Here is a 13,977-nt window from a genome sequence, read left to right as displayed (position 1 = left end):
TATGTCACTACTTGGCAGCAGCGGTACGCCATTGTTTGATGTAATCGAGGCGTTTTTTCTGTTGCAAATATTCCAGCAGAGTCTCATCCACCGGGATAGGCTTGAGCGCATTGCCCAGCATTTTGGTCATACCGTCAATATCGTTTTTGCCTTCGATATCGTTACGGATGGACGGGATATCAGCCTGATTAGCCAGAATGCTTTGCCCTTTCTCAGACAGCACATAATCCAGCCACAGTTTGGCCGCGTTGCTGTTTTTCGATTCCTGACTGATGAAGGAAACGCGGGAAAGTACCAGGGTGTAATCCTTCGGATAGGAAATCCCCAATGACGGGTCGGTTTTAGCACGGGCTTCGGCGTAGGAACCCAAAATATTAAAGCCGATGAGGTTTTCGCCGGAAGAGACGCGCTCCATCATGGTGCCGGTAGAGGACTGCACCGCTAAGCCGCCTTTGGCCACATCAGCCAGCGTTTTGAAATAATTCGGATCAGCTTTGAAATCCTGCACGGACAACATAAAACCGAGGCCGGATTTCTCAATGTCGTAAGTAGTCACTTTTTTGTTGAATTTTTCGGTCTGGCTGGCGATGAGTTTTGCCAGTGCCGCATGGGAATCGGGAACATCACCGGCCGGGATCAGACGTTTGTTATAGATAAATACCACAGGCTCATATGTCGTGCCGTAGGCTTTGTCTTTCCACACCGCCCATTTTGGCAGCTGGCCCTGTTCGGGGGATTTATACTCCTGCGCGTAGTCGGTCGCCAGTTTCAATGCGGTGTCCATTGAAGAACTCCACACCACGTCGCCGCTGGTGCCGCCCGCTGCCTGTTCGCTGATGTAACGGTTGTACAGTTCGGTACTGTTCATGTCGTTATATTCAACTTTGATACCCGGATATGTCGCCTCGAAACCCTGAATCAGCGGACCGGCCGCTTTGGTATCTGTGGTGGAATAAACCACCACTTTGCCTTCTTTGGTCGCCGCATCGACGATTTTCTGATAGTCGGCCGGATAGCCCTGAGGTAATGCAGACATTGCAGAGGAAGACATCATCACAGCCGCAGCAATCAGAGAGAATCGTAATTTGTTGGTCATTATTGTTAACCTCTAGTTACATTTGGGAAACTAAAAATCAACATAGCGCATAACATCTGACAGGCAATGGGGTAATTTTTTTATCTTCCCGATTTGTGAGTCGGGGCGTTTTTTAGGTAATTAACACCATAAAAACCACAGCTAAAACGCAAAACAGGCCACCCGAATGACCTGTTTTAGCTGTCTCTAAACGACGTTTATTTAAAATATCCGGCGGTATCGATATCCGTGAGTAAATCCTGATGTTCAGGCTTCCAGCCCAGAACATCGCGGGTGATCTGACTGGAAGTCGGATTGTTAAGCGAGGCAAAATGGGTAAACCAGCCAAAATGTGCAGCGGCCTCTTGCGCATTTTTACTGACTACCGGCAGATTCAGATGTTTGCCAATCATTGTGGCGATCTCACGAAATGGCACGCCTTCTTCTGCGCTGGCGTGATAAATGGCATTCTGTGCACCTTTCTCCAGCGCCAGTACAAATACCCGTGCAGCATCAAAACGGTGAACCGCAGGCCAGCAGTTTTCGCCATCACCGGGATACGCCGATTCCCCCTTTTCCCTCGCCATCGCAATAATCAGCGGTACAAAGCCATGATCACCCTCGCCATGCACCGACGGCGGGAGACGTACCAGAGACACCCGCACGCCCTGCTCAGCCAGCTTAGCGACAGCAAGATCGGACGCCACACGGAAATTTTGCCCGTGTGGATCCGCTAAATCGTTTTCAGTCACCAGACGTCCTGTGTTCACCCGCGCGGTCGCGGTGCCGGAGGTGACGATCAACGGTTTATTTGTTCCCTTCAGCGCAGCACCTAAGACGCCAATCGCCTGCCGGTCTTTTTCGCAGTTCTCCTCAAACCTGGAGAAATCATGGATAAACGCCATATGGATCACGCCATCGGCCTGCTCCGCGCCGGATGTAAGACTTTCCGGATCTTCAATACTGCCGCGATGCACACCCGCCCCCACGTCGGTCAGCGCCTGTGCCGCCGCATCCGAGCGGGCCAGTCCCAGCACCTGATGACCGGCGCGCAGCAATTCCTGGACCACCGCAGAACCGACAAAACCTGTTGCACCTGTCACGAATACACGCATTTCGAATTCCCCTGTTATTGGCCATTCAGTTGTGGCTGAAAATAAGCATGTTTTACGTGACAAAATATAGGCGCTGGAGAAAAGACGATCTATGCGCTAATGTCCGCATTATCTTTGCAATCGTCCGGAGTGGTTGGTGGATCCTCTTTCTGATGTGTTAGCGCTGCTGAAGCCACGCAGTTATATGTCCAAAGGTTTTGAAGCCGGAGGGGCCTGGTCGGTGCAATTCCCCGAGCATTATCAGTCGATTAAATGTAACGCGATCATTACCGGCGAGTGCTGGCTGGCAGTCGATTCGGTGCCCGGTGCGGTGCATCTCAGAGCCGGTGACTGCTTTGTCTTACCCAGCGGCCGCCCGTTCCGGCTGGCCAGCGATCTGAACATTCAGCCGGTCGATGCCGGGCATATTTTCCAACAGTCACAGGATGGCGGGACCGTTTCCTGCAACGGCGGCCACGATTTCTTCCTCACCGGCAGCCGGTTTGCGGTCAGTGGCCCTGACGCCACCACGTTGCTGGCGATGTTACCGCCGGTAGTGCATATCTCGAAAGAATCCGACAAAGAAAGTTTGCGCTGGGCGGTTGAACGGATGATGCAGGAATTGCGTGACCCGCGGCCGGGCGGGTTGCTTATCGCTCAGCATATGGCACATATGATGCTGGTGCAGGCGTTGCGGATGTACGTGGATAATGCAGCGGAAGGTGAAGGCAGCGGTTGGTTTGCCGCCCTGGCCGATAAGAAGTTATCCAGGGCGCTGAATGCCATGCATGAAAACCCGGCGCAGCGCTGGACGGTGCAGACGCTGGCGGAACGTGCAGGTATGTCGCGTTCGGTGTTCTCACAGAAATTTAAACTGGCCGTAGGCAGCGCGCCGCTGGAATACCTTACGCGCTGGCGGATGTTACTGGCCGGAGACCTGCTGGCGAACAGTAAAGAACCGGTGTCCGCTGTGGCGCTGTCGCTCGGTTACCAATCTGAAAGCGCCTTCAGCACCGCGTTTAAGCGTACGCTGGGATGCTCACCCCGGCAGTACAGCCAGCGGGAAACGGGCTGACTGAAAACAGAAATATTGAAAAGGCATGAATTTCAGGCACAAAAAAAGCTGCTAATGGCTTAGCAGCTTTATCGTGTTGTTTATGGCGGAGGAGGAGAGATTCGAACTCTCGAATGGTTTCCCATCGCCGGTTTTCAAGACCGGTGCCTTCAGCCGCTCGGCCACCCCTCCGTAAACAACAAGTACTTTACGACTTCAGTCGTTCAGTACGGGGCATAGTATACAAGACCGGAAAAAAGATGCAAACATTATTTTCAGTCTAGTTTGTTGATTTTATGAGCATTTAAACCGCATACACAAAGTCGTGCAGACATAAATGACAGACACAAAAAAAGCCGCTAATGACTTAGCAGCTTTCTTGTGTTGTTTATGGCGGAGGAGGAGAGATTCGAACTCTCGAATGGTTTCCCATCGCCGGTTTTCAAGACCGGTGCCTTCAGCCGCTCGGCCACCCCTCCGCAACGAAGCGAACTATAAACAGTGCCGATCCGCTTGTAAAGCCTGATGCTGTCCGATTGCCTGAAAAACAGGCATTCGGTTCGCAAACGGCGATTTAAGCATCGTTTCGGTGACTTTGACGTCCGGATGCCGCACCCTGCCCGCGCTGAACAGGTAAAGAAGGGTAAAACGTCTTTCATCACGTACGACAACGACTTACACTCCAATCTGTTTGTATTTTCACCGACTCCAACTTTTTGTTAAGAGTGAGAATTCTATTATGGACCGTATGAATCGTATCGTTGCCTCTACGTCATCACGCGCTGGCTCGTTGCTAAGTACGCACCGGGTGCTGCGTAATACTTATTTTCTGTTAGCACTGACCCTCGGCGTTTCAGCGATTACAGCGACGGCGAGTACGGTTCTGAGATTGCCGTCTCCCGGTTTTCTGCTGACCATCGTTGGCTTCTATGGCCTGATGTTCCTGACCTACCGCACGGCTAACAGTCCTGCGGGGATTTTGTCTGCCTTCGCACTGACCGGCTTTATGGGTTACACGCTGGGGCCGTTACTGAGCTCGCTGCTTTCAGCCGGTGCCGGTGACATTATTATGCTGGCCCTGGGCGGCACTGCCCTGGTGTTCTTCTGCTGTTCAGCCTACGTGCTGACCACGCGCAAAGACATGTCGTTCCTGTCCGGTATGATGATGGCGGGTTTTGTGGTGCTGCTGGTGGCGGTAATCGCTAACCTGTTCCTGCAAATTCCGGCGCTGTCGCTGGCGATCAGCTGCCTGTTTATTTTGTTCTCCGCAGGGGCAATTTTATGGGAAACCAGCAATATTATTCAGGGTGGCGAAACCAACTATATTCGTGCGACCGTCAGCCTGTATGTCTCGCTGTACAACATATTTGTCAGCCTGTTAAGCATTCTGGGCATGTCATCGCGTAACTGATAATGCCTGTTGTGAAGGGAAGCCCCGCCGAGTGCGGGGCTTTTTATTTTGTCTGACCGGTGTTTTTGTTAAACTGACCGCCGCATTTTTACAGGCTGAGGTTATATGCTGGAGTTTGAAGGTCAGGTTATTGAAACCGACGCTCAGGGTTACCTGAAAAACAGTCATGAGTGGCAGGAAGGTATGGCGCCACTGCTGGCGGAAGAAGAGGGGATAGTTCTGACTGATGCTCACTGGGAAGTGGTGCGGTTTGTGCGCGAATTTTACCTCGAATTCAACACGTCTCCTGCCGTGCGCATGCTGGTAAAAGCAATGGCGCAAAAATACGGCGAAGAAAAAGGCAACAGCCGCTATCTGTTCCGACTGTTCCCTAAAGGTCCGGCCAAACAGGCCACGAAAATTGCGGGCCTGCCAAAACCGGTGAAGTGCCTGTGAAAAATTTCAGTATTTGATTTTAAAATCGCTGTAATTGCCAGGCGCGATCGGCTCGCTAAGCACGCGATCAACGCGTGCATGTTTCGGTCCGCCCTGCTTCAGCCAGGCTAAAAGCTGATCCACTTTCTCCTGTTCCCCGCATGCCACCACTTCGACGCTGCCATCCTCAAGATTTTTTGCGTAACCGGTAAGACCTAAACCCGTGGCCTGGTGTTGAGTCGCAAAACGAAAACCGACGCCCTGCACCATGCCGTATACATAGGCGGCTATACTGACTGTTGCCATAATATTCTCTCCGTTAGCGGTATGGTTCGTTGCAATTTGACCTGCATGACCGGACAATGTCGCTCTTTTTTGTCTCCGAACTGACAGAACCTAATTTTATGACTGCACGTTTAATGCTGGCCAAAGGCCGTGAAAAATCACTTCTTCGTCGCCACCCGTGGGTGTTTTCCGGCGCTGTTTCGCGCATCGAAGGTAAAGCCCATTCCGGCGAGACTATAGATATTGTAGACAGTCAGGGAAAATGGCTGGCGCGTGGCGCCTATTCGCCGTCCTCGCAGATCCGTGCGCGCGTCTGGACATTCAAACAAGATGAAGACATTGATATTGAGTTCTTCATCCACCGTTTACAGCAGGCACAGCGCTGGCGCGATTATATTGCACAACGTGACGGACTGGACGGATACCGCCTGATTGCCGGCGAATCCGATGGCCTGCCCGGCATCACTATCGACCGTTTCCAGAATTTTCTTGTGCTGCAATTGCTGTCAGCCGGTGCAGAATATCAGCGTGCCCCGCTGATTGCTGCACTGCAACATTGCTATCCGCAATGCGCTATCTGGGATCGTTCCGACGTCGCCGTGCGTAAAAAAGAAGGTCTGGAACTGGCTCAGGGACATGTATTGGGCGAAGAGCCTCCTGCCCTGCTGCCGATTCAGGAGCACGGTATGAGCCTGCTGGTGGATATTAAAGAAGGCCACAAAACAGGCTTCTATCTTGACCAGCGTGACAGCCGTCTTGCCGCACGCAATTATGCCGCCGGTCGTAACGTTCTGAACTGCTTCTCTTACACCGGCGCTTTTGCGGTATCTGCGCTGATGGGCGGCTGTACCAAAGTCACCAATGTGGATACCTCTCAGGCGGCGCTCGATGTGGCCCGTCAGAACGTTGAACTGAACAAACTGGATCTGTCGAAAGCAGAGTTCGTGCGCGAAGATGTGTTCCAGTTGCTGCGCAAATACCGCACCGAAGGCCAGCAGTTCGACATGATCGTGATGGATCCGCCAAAATTCGTTGAGAACAAAAACCAGCTGGCCAGCGCCTGTCGCGGTTACAAAGATATTAATATGCTGGCGCTGCAACTGCTGCGTCCGGGCGGTATTCTGCTGAGTTTCTCCTGTTCAGGTTTATTGCCAACAGATTTATTCCAGAAAATTCTGGCTGATGCTGCGCTGGACGCTGGTCGTGAGATCCAGTTCGTCGAGCAGTTCCGTCAGGCAGCCGACCATCCGGTTACTGGCGCTTACCCTGAAGGGCTATATCTGAAAGGGTTCGCCTGTCTGGTAATAAACTGACAAAATAAGCGCGGTGTGCTGTTGTGACGGCATGCCAGCGAATTTTAAGCAGATTACGTGGTCAAAACTTGAAATAGCCCGTTTTATCTCCATATAGGGATTAATGAATTATTTTGGGAGGTCACTATGATTGCCAGTAAATACGGTATCGGACAACAGGTCCGGCACAGGCTGTTAGGTTATCTGGGCGTGGTCATTGATGTTGATGCCGAATATTCGCTCGATAAGCCTGAAGTTGATGAGGTTGCTGCTAATGAATCAATGCGTACCGCTCCCTGGTACCATGTTGTGATGGAAGATGAAGAAGGCCAGCCGGTTCATACCTATCTGGCTGAAATTCAGATCGATCATGAAATAGCCCGCTCCCATCCGGAACAAGCCTCGCTGGATGAGCTGGCGGCGTCAATCCGCCACCAGTTACAGGCCCCGCGTCTGCGTAACTAAAACGTTGGCCTTCTCCTGACGAAATGAAAAATAAAAACCGGCGCCAGTAGCCGGTTTTTTTACAGGCAGGATCCACAGAAGGTCACTTTTCCATGCCCAGACGCGGGAGCTCAATTTTAGGACAACGATCCATGACCACTTTCAGCCCGGCTTCTTTTGCCAGCACAGCGGCCTGTTCATTAATGACGCCCAGCTGCAACCACAACACTTTCGCTTTAATCGCGATCGCTTCCTGCGCGACGCCATAAGCAGCATCAGCATTACGGAACACATCCACCATATCTACCGGATGAGGGATTTCTGCCAGCGAACCATAAGCTTTCTGACCCAGCAGCGCCTGCCCTGCCAGTTTCGGGCTGACCGGTATCACCTCAAAGCCCTGAGAAAGCAAATATGCCATGACGCCGTAGCTTGGACGTCCGGGATTATCACTGGCACCCACGAGCGCGATGGTTTTCACTTCTTCAAGAATCTTGCGAATATCGTTGTCTTGCATGGGTTTATCTCCTTTGGCCTGTCTGCATTAAGTGTAACGCAGCCTGACCATTCCGACAGCCCCGGCGAGAAAAAGAAACGCGAGCAGGATCATCTCAGAGGGAAATTAAAACATTTTGTAAAACTTTGACACACAATCGTCATTCCTGAATAATAGAGAGTGAACAACGTTGTGTCTGAGGAGAGAAGAATGAAAATCTGTCATGCGCTGGTCGCATTAGCGAGTCTCAGCCTGATGGTGTCAGCTTCGGCGACCTCCCTTAAATTATCCCCTGATGTCGATGTTCTGGTGATTGATGGCAAACAGATGTCAGGCGCAATCCTTAAAGGCGCGGACAGCCTGGAACTGGATGGCGGTCAGCATCAGATTCTGTTTCAGGTCAGCAAAAATGTCAGTTCCGTCGCTCAACAGGTGCCGGTAACCTACCATTCGCCTGCGCTTATCGTCACTTTCAATGCTAAACGTAATCGTTCCGTTTCTTTCGTGTTGCCAAAACTGAGCAACGACAGTGAAACGGCACAATTTAGCCAGCAGATGAATTATCAGCTCGTTGATGAACAAGGCCGTCAGATACCCACGCAACGTGACATCCTCAATAGGTTTAATCCCGGACATTCCGCAGACGCTGAAAAATTGATGATAACCTACAATTTGTCGGGCGCACGTGCAGCAGTTCCCTCATTCGCCAAAGGTATTACAGAGAAAAAAACGGCGTTATCCACCGACGCAACGTCTCAAATTTCTCTCGTTTATCTTCATCCGTTGTGGACACGTCTGGCCGCGAATGCAGGCTTTGAGCGGTTGTTATTCTGGTTAAGACTACCGGATAATCAGGAACGGGCGTCATAACGTAATCTGCATCACGCATTCCCTCTTCTTCACGCCGAATTATCCCGCCTGAGCTATGCAGTAAAACGGAGTTTCAGTATTCTGTGATCCACTTTTACTTTCGCGTTGAAGGGAATTAGATGGAATACACAACCCGCACGATTGCAAAACAAAAACATATTGCTCTGGTGGCGCATGACCACTGCAAAAGCACCCTGCTGAAATGGGTTGATAAAAACGTTGCGGAACTTTCGCAGCATATTCTCTATGCCACCGGCACGACCGGCAATCTGGTTCAGCGTAATACGGGGATTGATGTCAAAAGCATGCTGAGCGGCCCGATGGGCGGCGATCAACAAGTAGGTGCGCTGATTGCCGAAGGCAAAATTGATATGCTGATTTTCCTCTGGGATCCACTCAATGCTGTTCCGCATGATCCGGATGTGAAAGCCCTGCTGCGCCTGGCGACCGTGTGGAATATTCCGGTGGCAACCAATCTGTCCACGGCTGACTTCCTGATCCAGTCCCCGCTGTTCCGGTCTGAAGTTGATATCACTATTCCAGATTATCAGCGTTATCTGTGGTCACGCCTGAAAGAATAACGCTTCAAATGGCTGATTTTTTTCGTTAAAAAACCCGGCAATGGCCGGGTTTTTCTGTATATGAATTACGGTTTTCGCTGGACCGGCACGCCGATATCTTCGAGCTGTTCGACAAAAACAGAAGGACGTTCTTTATCCTGCAGTAACCAGACCTGATGCTTAGCACGCGTCATCGCCACATACAATAAACGCCGCTCCTCTGCATCCGGGAAATTTTCAGGTTCAGGCAATAATACCTCTTCCAGTAAAGATTCTCGTGCGGGCGCGGGGAAACCGTCATTGCCTTCGTGCAATCCGACGATAATGACGTATTCAGCCTGTTGTCCTTTACTGGCGTGAATCGTCATAAAATCAAGATTAAGCTTTGGCCAGCGGGTCGCGGCTTTCTCCAGAATTTGCGGGCGAAGATGATGATAACGCGCCAGCACCAGAATCTGTTCATCGGCGGTGACATAACCGCTGAGTTTATCCAGCAATTTCTCCATCTGATCCTCAGGCAGGATCACGACATTCTTCTTGTTGCCTTTGGTCAGACTGTTCAGCGGCTTCTTCAGCTGATTAGGGTTTTGCTGCACAAACTTATTGGCGATTTCACCGATGCGATCATTGAACCGGTAAGTGGTGTCCAGCGCACATTGCGCTCCTTCACCAAAATTGTCCGCAAACGCCGTGGTCAGCGTCAGTTCAGCACCGCTGAAACGGTAAATCGCCTGCCAGTCGTCCCCCACGGCAAACAAACTGGTACGCTTGTTAAGTTTACGCAAGGCAGAGAGCAGCAGAGCACGTTGAGGAGATATGTCCTGGAATTCATCAACCAGAATATGCTTCCACGGACTGACAAAACGCCCTTTATCCAGAATATTGACCGCCTGATGGATAAGCCCCGAAAAATCCACTGCGCCCTCTTCTTTCAGCGCGGTTTTCCAGGCTTTCATCAGCGGCGCCATCAGGCGAATGCGCCTGGTGAACAGGTCTTTGACTTCCTCTGGTGCGCTTTCGATCATTTCAGCCTGACTGCCACCGTGCATACGCATCAGGCTCAGCCAGCGCTCAAGGCGACTTGCGAGACGCTCCGCCAGAGATTTATTTTTCCAGTAATCACCGTCAGGAACCGTCCACTGCAGTTCATCGGTCATCCATTGCCGCCAGCCGCTGGCCTGCACTTTTTTCTCTGCGCACTGCTGTTGCCATGTCTTAATCAGTAAGCTACGCCGGGCTTTCGGGTCGGTTTCAAGTTTACTGATTTTGGGCGTTTTCTTACTTCCTTCCTGGATAATCTGCAAAGCAAGCGCATGGAACGTCTTCGCCTTGATGCCTTCAGTATGCAGACGCTCTTTAATACGCCCGTTCATTTCATCCGCCGCCTGACGACCGAAAGCCAACAATAAAATTTGTTCAGGCTGCGCTTCCTGACGGCGCAACAACCAGCCAGCACGCGCTACCAGCACCGACGTTTTACCACTGCCCGCCCCGGCCAGTACCAGCACCGCATCTTCACCGTTCACCACTGCGCGGCACTGGCTGTCATTGAGCGGCGACACTTCAACGGTATCAAAAAAGTCACGGTTATCAGCAATCACTCTGTCCGTCCATGCCAGATTACGCTGGTCGACACTGCGTTTACCCTGCTCAAGCCAGCGCAGACAGATCTGATAGTCTTCCCGACAGTTATCAAATTCAGTAAGACGTTCAACCGGCACCGGAATGGCAGAAAATGCTTCAGCAATGTCTTTTTGCACATCAGCCAGGTCAACACGTTTGAACCATTTGTCTTGCTGTTCAATCTGCGTAATTTTTTTAACCTGCTCGTGCAATACCCCGGCGCTGACCTCGCTCATCTCGAGGCTCCAGGTTTGCCATATATTGAGAAGGTAATGATAAAACCGCTGTGTTTCCTGCCATTCAGTGCCGTGTAACCGGACCACTTTCTGCTCCGGTAATTCAAATTCGAGCTCTCCCCAGACGATGCCGCGTTTGCAACGGATGCGGATAAGCTGGTTAAAAGGGATCAGGTAATGATGCTTATCGCCGCTGACTTCCACGCCTGCATTAAGCAGTCGCACCCGGTTATAAGGATGCTGTGCCAGATGTTTCCCGAATGAGGTCGATTTCAATTCCATATCATCACACCGTGTTCTCTCTTTAATTCCTGATATCTTACATGCAAGCGCATTTAAGAGTTTACCTTTGATAAGCGCAGGCGATCCATACTGCAAAACAGAGTAGAATAAGAGGTGTGTTTACATTAAGTGAACATGAAATTTATCAGTTTTTTAATTTCTGCGGGAAGAGTTGCCATGCGTACTGTGCTCAATATTCTTAACTTTTTTTTAGGTGGTTTTTTCACCACGCTTTCATGGCTGCTTGCTACGCTGGTCAGTATTGTGCTGATTTTTACCCTGCCACTGACCCGATCTTGCTGGGAAATCACCCGTCTTTCATTGCTGCCCTTTGGCAATGAAGCCGTGCATGTCGATGAACTGTATCCGGAAAAACGTAACGTGTTGCTGTCCGGCGGGGGTACCCTGTTGAATATCTTCTGGTTTATATTTTTCGGCTGGTGGTTATGCGTGTCGCATATTGTTGTCGGTATTGCGCAATGTATCAGCATAATTGGTATTCCGGTGGGCATTGCAAACTTTAAAATCGCTGCCATTGCACTCTGGCCGGTAGGACGCCGGGTCGTTTCCGTCGAACTGGCAAAACAGGTTCGTGAAGCGAATGCAAGCCGTCTGAGAGAAAACGGACGCATCCGCTGATTGTGATGTTTCATCATTTTTGAATTTTAAGGTGGGGTTTTTTCGTGCTTTCTATTGCACCGGGTTTACGGCGTTATGCCTATAACAGCAATGTTCTTTATCACATCAGGATTTTCATTGCGTTGACTGGCGCTGCAGCATTGCCGTGGTGGTTGGGTCAGATCACGCTGACAATTCCCCTGACACTCGGCGTGGTTGCAGCGGCTCTTGCGGACCTTGATGATCGTCTCGCCGGCCGTCTGCGCAATTTGCTGATTACCCTTATCTGTTTTTTCATTGCCTCAGCATCAATAGAATTACTTTTCCCTTATCCATGGCTTTTTGCACCAGGGTTGATGATTTCAACCTGTGGATTCATCCTGCTGGGCGCACTGGGTCAGCGGTATGCCACCATTGCCTTCGGCGCGTTACTGATCGCCATTTATACGATGCTCGGTACCAGCATGTATCATATTTGGTATCAGCAACCGCTGATCCTGCTTGCAGGTGCCATCTGGTATAACCTGCTGACGCTGGCTGGCCATATTATTTTCCCCATCCGCCCGTTACAGGATCAGATTTCGCGTTGTTTCACGCAACTGGCGGCTTATCTTGAAGCCAAAGCCACTCTGTTTGATCCCGATCAGGAAGATAACAACCAGCAACTTGTTGAGCTGGCTATGGCCAACGGTCAGCTGGTCTCCACACTAAATCAAACGAAAAATACGCTACAGACCCGGCTGAAGGGTGATCGCGGGCAGAAAGGAACGCGCCGGACATTACATTATTATTTCGTGGTTCAGGATATTCATGAGCGTGCCAGTTCGTCTCACGTGCAATACCTCAAGCTCAGTGAACAATTCCACCACAGTGATATTCTGTTCCGCTTTCAGCGCCTGATGAGCATGCAGGCACGGGCCTGTTTACAACTGTCGCAATGTATTCTTTATCGCCAGCAATATACCCATAACAGCCAGTTTGAACGGGCGTTTTCACGGCTGGAAGAAGCACTCAAACGTCTGGAGTCTCACAACGAACACCGTGAGACGTTGCAGGCGCTGCGCCATCTTTTACGTAATCTGCATGCAATTGACGCGCAACTGGCAAATATCGAGTCGGAGCAGTCTCTGCCTGAAAACCAGACCGGTAAAAGCCCGTTTGCGGAAGACCGTCTGACGGGCCTTGACGATATCTGGCTACGCATTTCCCGCCATTTCACACCGCAGTCAGTGTTATTCCGCCATGCAATCCGTATGTCTGTGGTGCTCTTTGTGGGATATGTTTTCATTCAGGTCAGCGGCTTAAATCACGGCTATTGGATTTTGCTCACCAGCCTTTTTGTCTGTCAGCCAAACTACAGTGCGACCCGCCGGAGATTAGCGCTGAGAATAATCGGCACGCTGGCCGGCATTGCACTCGGGATCCCTATCCTCTATTTCGTTCCCTCCGTTGACGGGCAAATGATTCTGATCGTCATCAGCGGATTATTGTTCTTTGCGTTCCGCACAGTGCAGTACGCGCAGGCCACGATGTTCATCACCCTTTTGGTGTTGTTATGCTTTAATTTGCTGGGCGAAGGATTTGAAATCGCTATCCCGCGAATTATCGATACATTGATTGGTTGCGGTATCGCCTGGGCGGCAGTGACCTTTATATGGCCCGACTGGAAATTCAGACAACTGGATAAGGTGGTCAGCAAAACGTTCGATGCTAACTGCCGTTACCTTGATGCCATTCTGGTGCAATACCATCAGGGGAAAGACAACAGTCTCGACTACCGTCTGGCTCGTCGTGATGCGCATAATTGCGATGCCGAACTGGCATCTGTTGTCTCGAATATGAGTTCTGAGAGGAATAACGATCCGGCGACCCTCGAAGCGGCGTTTCGCCTGTTATGTCTTAATCATACGATGCTAAGTTACATTTCAGCGCTAGGGGCCCATCGCGAGAAACTCAATGATGCGGAAACCCTGAGGTTGCTGGATGATGCAGTATGCTGTGTTGACGGGGCCTTGCATCATCTGCCTTCTGAAGCAGAACGCATTCAAAATGCGCTCGGACAACTGACTGCACGTATTCAGTTACGAACCACTGATATCGACAGTAAAGAGCAACTCGTGCTTCAGCAAATTGGATTACTGGTGGCTCATTTGCCTGAACTCACCAGTCTTAATACTAAAATCCTGCCGGTACAGAATCAGCTCTAGCTGCAGACAACGTAAG

The 13,977-nt window shown here is 50.8% G+C and carries 14 protein-coding genes and 2 tRNA genes; 9 read left to right on the top strand and 7 right to left on the bottom strand.

The window, feature by feature from the left end; genetic code table 11:
• Positions 1-7 precede the first annotated feature (7 nt).
• Positions 8-1,096 (bottom strand): ABC transporter substrate-binding protein, encoded by a 1,089-nt coding sequence (locus ETV65_RS09020; protein ID WP_129952539.1) that lies wholly within the window; start codon positions 1,094-1,096, stop codon positions 8-10.
• A gap of 197 nt (positions 1,097-1,293) precedes the next feature.
• Complete coding sequence (locus ETV65_RS09015; RefSeq protein ID WP_129952538.1) at positions 1,294-2,190, bottom strand: SDR family oxidoreductase; 897 nt, start codon at positions 2,188-2,190, stop codon at positions 1,294-1,296.
• 136 nt (positions 2,191-2,326) lie between these two features.
• Here ETV65_RS09015 and ETV65_RS09010 point away from each other — a divergent pair, with 136 nt between their 5' ends.
• The gene (locus tag ETV65_RS09010; RefSeq protein WP_129952537.1) at positions 2,327-3,244 is read left to right on the top strand and encodes an AraC family transcriptional regulator; all 918 of its coding nucleotides are present in this window, start codon (positions 2,327-2,329) and stop codon (positions 3,242-3,244) included.
• Positions 3,245-3,327: 83 nt separating this feature from the next.
• On the opposite strand, the gene ETV65_RS09005 is transcribed toward ETV65_RS09010, so the two are convergent.
• Both ETV65_RS09005 and ETV65_RS09000 read right to left on the bottom strand, forming a co-directional pair.
• Positions 3,328-3,415: transfer RNA gene (locus tag ETV65_RS09005), tRNA-Ser, on the bottom strand.
• A gap of 199 nt (positions 3,416-3,614) precedes the next feature.
• A tRNA-Ser gene (locus ETV65_RS09000) sits at positions 3,615-3,702 on the bottom strand.
• Positions 3,703-3,971: 269 nt separating this feature from the next.
• Between ETV65_RS09000 and yccA the strand changes: the two genes are divergently transcribed.
• A complete protein-coding gene (yccA, locus tag ETV65_RS08995; RefSeq protein WP_129952786.1) occupies positions 3,972-4,634 on the top strand; it encodes an FtsH protease modulator YccA in 663 nt (220 codons plus the stop codon).
• Positions 4,635-4,739: 105 nt separating this feature from the next.
• Positions 4,740-5,069 (top strand): sulfurtransferase TusE, encoded by a 330-nt coding sequence (gene tusE / locus ETV65_RS08990; RefSeq protein WP_129952536.1) that lies wholly within the window; start codon positions 4,740-4,742, stop codon positions 5,067-5,069.
• A 6-nt stretch (positions 5,070-5,075) separates the two neighbouring features.
• Here the strand turns inward: tusE and yccX are convergent, their stop codons facing one another.
• On the bottom strand, positions 5,076-5,354 hold the full coding sequence (gene yccX / locus ETV65_RS08985; RefSeq protein WP_129952535.1) for an acylphosphatase: 279 nt from the start codon (positions 5,352-5,354) through the stop codon (positions 5,076-5,078).
• A gap of 98 nt (positions 5,355-5,452) precedes the next feature.
• On the opposite strand from yccX, the gene rlmI reads away from it, so the two are divergent.
• Positions 5,453-6,646 carry a 23S rRNA (cytosine(1962)-C(5))-methyltransferase RlmI gene (gene rlmI / locus ETV65_RS08980; protein ID WP_129952534.1) on the top strand — a complete coding sequence of 398 codons (1,194 nt, stop codon included), beginning with the start codon at positions 5,453-5,455 and terminating at the stop codon, positions 6,644-6,646.
• Positions 6,647-6,772: 126 nt separating this feature from the next.
• Positions 6,773-7,090, top strand: coding sequence for a heat shock protein HspQ (gene hspQ, locus ETV65_RS08975; RefSeq protein WP_129952533.1), 318 nt, complete (start codon positions 6,773-6,775; stop codon positions 7,088-7,090).
• 82 nt (positions 7,091-7,172) lie between these two features.
• On the opposite strand, the gene ETV65_RS08970 is transcribed toward hspQ, so the two are convergent.
• Complete coding sequence (locus ETV65_RS08970; protein WP_129952532.1) at positions 7,173-7,586, bottom strand: CoA-binding protein; 414 nt, start codon at positions 7,584-7,586, stop codon at positions 7,173-7,175.
• A 189-nt stretch (positions 7,587-7,775) separates the two neighbouring features.
• Between ETV65_RS08970 and ETV65_RS08965 the strand changes: the two genes are divergently transcribed.
• Together ETV65_RS08965 and ETV65_RS08960 are read left to right on the top strand one after the other, a co-directional pair.
• Positions 7,776-8,435 carry a DUF2057 family protein gene (locus tag ETV65_RS08965; protein WP_129952531.1) on the top strand — a complete coding sequence of 220 codons (660 nt, stop codon included), beginning with the start codon at positions 7,776-7,778 and terminating at the stop codon, positions 8,433-8,435.
• A 119-nt stretch (positions 8,436-8,554) separates the two neighbouring features.
• Positions 8,555-9,016 carry a methylglyoxal synthase gene (locus ETV65_RS08960; RefSeq protein ID WP_129952530.1) on the top strand — a complete coding sequence of 154 codons (462 nt, stop codon included), beginning with the start codon at positions 8,555-8,557 and terminating at the stop codon, positions 9,014-9,016.
• Between the two features lie 65 nt (positions 9,017-9,081).
• Here ETV65_RS08960 and helD read toward each other — a convergent pair whose 3' ends face one another.
• Positions 9,082-11,136: a DNA helicase IV gene (gene helD, locus ETV65_RS08955; RefSeq protein ID WP_129952529.1), complete on the bottom strand. Its 2,055-nt coding sequence runs from the start codon at positions 11,134-11,136 to the stop codon at positions 9,082-9,084.
• A gap of 177 nt (positions 11,137-11,313) precedes the next feature.
• On the opposite strand from helD, the gene ETV65_RS08950 reads away from it, so the two are divergent.
• Both ETV65_RS08950 and yccS read left to right on the top strand, forming a co-directional pair.
• Positions 11,314-11,775: a YccF domain-containing protein gene (locus ETV65_RS08950; RefSeq protein ID WP_129952528.1), complete on the top strand. Its 462-nt coding sequence runs from the start codon at positions 11,314-11,316 to the stop codon at positions 11,773-11,775.
• A 44-nt stretch (positions 11,776-11,819) separates the two neighbouring features.
• Positions 11,820-13,961 (top strand): YccS family putative transporter, encoded by a 2,142-nt coding sequence (gene yccS, locus ETV65_RS08945; RefSeq protein ID WP_129952527.1) that lies wholly within the window; start codon positions 11,820-11,822, stop codon positions 13,959-13,961.
• Positions 13,962-13,977 lie beyond the last annotated feature (16 nt).

The organism is Rahnella sp. RFA10(1/100), from assembly GCF_004195115.1.
Classification (GTDB): Bacteria; Pseudomonadota; Gammaproteobacteria; order Enterobacterales; family Enterobacteriaceae; genus Rahnella; species Rahnella perminowiae.
This window is presented reverse-complemented; position numbering and strand designations above follow the sequence as displayed.

Excerpts from the sequence above, each read along its gene's own strand:
- tusE (WP_129952536.1), top strand. The coding sequence starts at position 4,740 with ATGCTGGAGTTTGAAGGTCAGGTTATTGAAACCGACGCTCAGGGTTAC.
- yccA (WP_129952786.1), top strand. The coding sequence starts at position 3,972 with ATGAATCGTATCGTTGCCTCTACGTCATCACGCGCTGGCTCGTTGCTA.
- ETV65_RS09015 (WP_129952538.1), bottom strand. The coding sequence starts at position 2,190 with ATGCGTGTATTCGTGACAGGTGCAACAGGTTTTGTCGGTTCTGCGGTG.
- ETV65_RS08970 (WP_129952532.1), bottom strand. The coding sequence starts at position 7,586 with ATGCAAGACAACGATATTCGCAAGATTCTTGAAGAAGTGAAAACCATC.
- ETV65_RS08965 (WP_129952531.1), top strand. The coding sequence starts at position 7,776 with ATGAAAATCTGTCATGCGCTGGTCGCATTAGCGAGTCTCAGCCTGATG.
- helD (WP_129952529.1), bottom strand. The coding sequence starts at position 11,136 with ATGGAATTGAAATCGACCTCATTCGGGAAACATCTGGCACAGCATCCT.
- hspQ (WP_129952533.1), top strand. The coding sequence starts at position 6,773 with ATGATTGCCAGTAAATACGGTATCGGACAACAGGTCCGGCACAGGCTG.
- ETV65_RS08950 (WP_129952528.1), top strand. The coding sequence starts at position 11,314 with ATGCGTACTGTGCTCAATATTCTTAACTTTTTTTTAGGTGGTTTTTTC.
- yccX (WP_129952535.1), bottom strand. The coding sequence starts at position 5,354 with ATGGCAACAGTCAGTATAGCCGCCTATGTATACGGCATGGTGCAGGGC.
- rlmI (WP_129952534.1), top strand. The coding sequence starts at position 5,453 with ATGACTGCACGTTTAATGCTGGCCAAAGGCCGTGAAAAATCACTTCTT.
- ETV65_RS09020 (WP_129952539.1), bottom strand. The coding sequence starts at position 1,096 with ATGACCAACAAATTACGATTCTCTCTGATTGCTGCGGCTGTGATGATG.
- ETV65_RS08960 (WP_129952530.1), top strand. The coding sequence starts at position 8,555 with ATGGAATACACAACCCGCACGATTGCAAAACAAAAACATATTGCTCTG.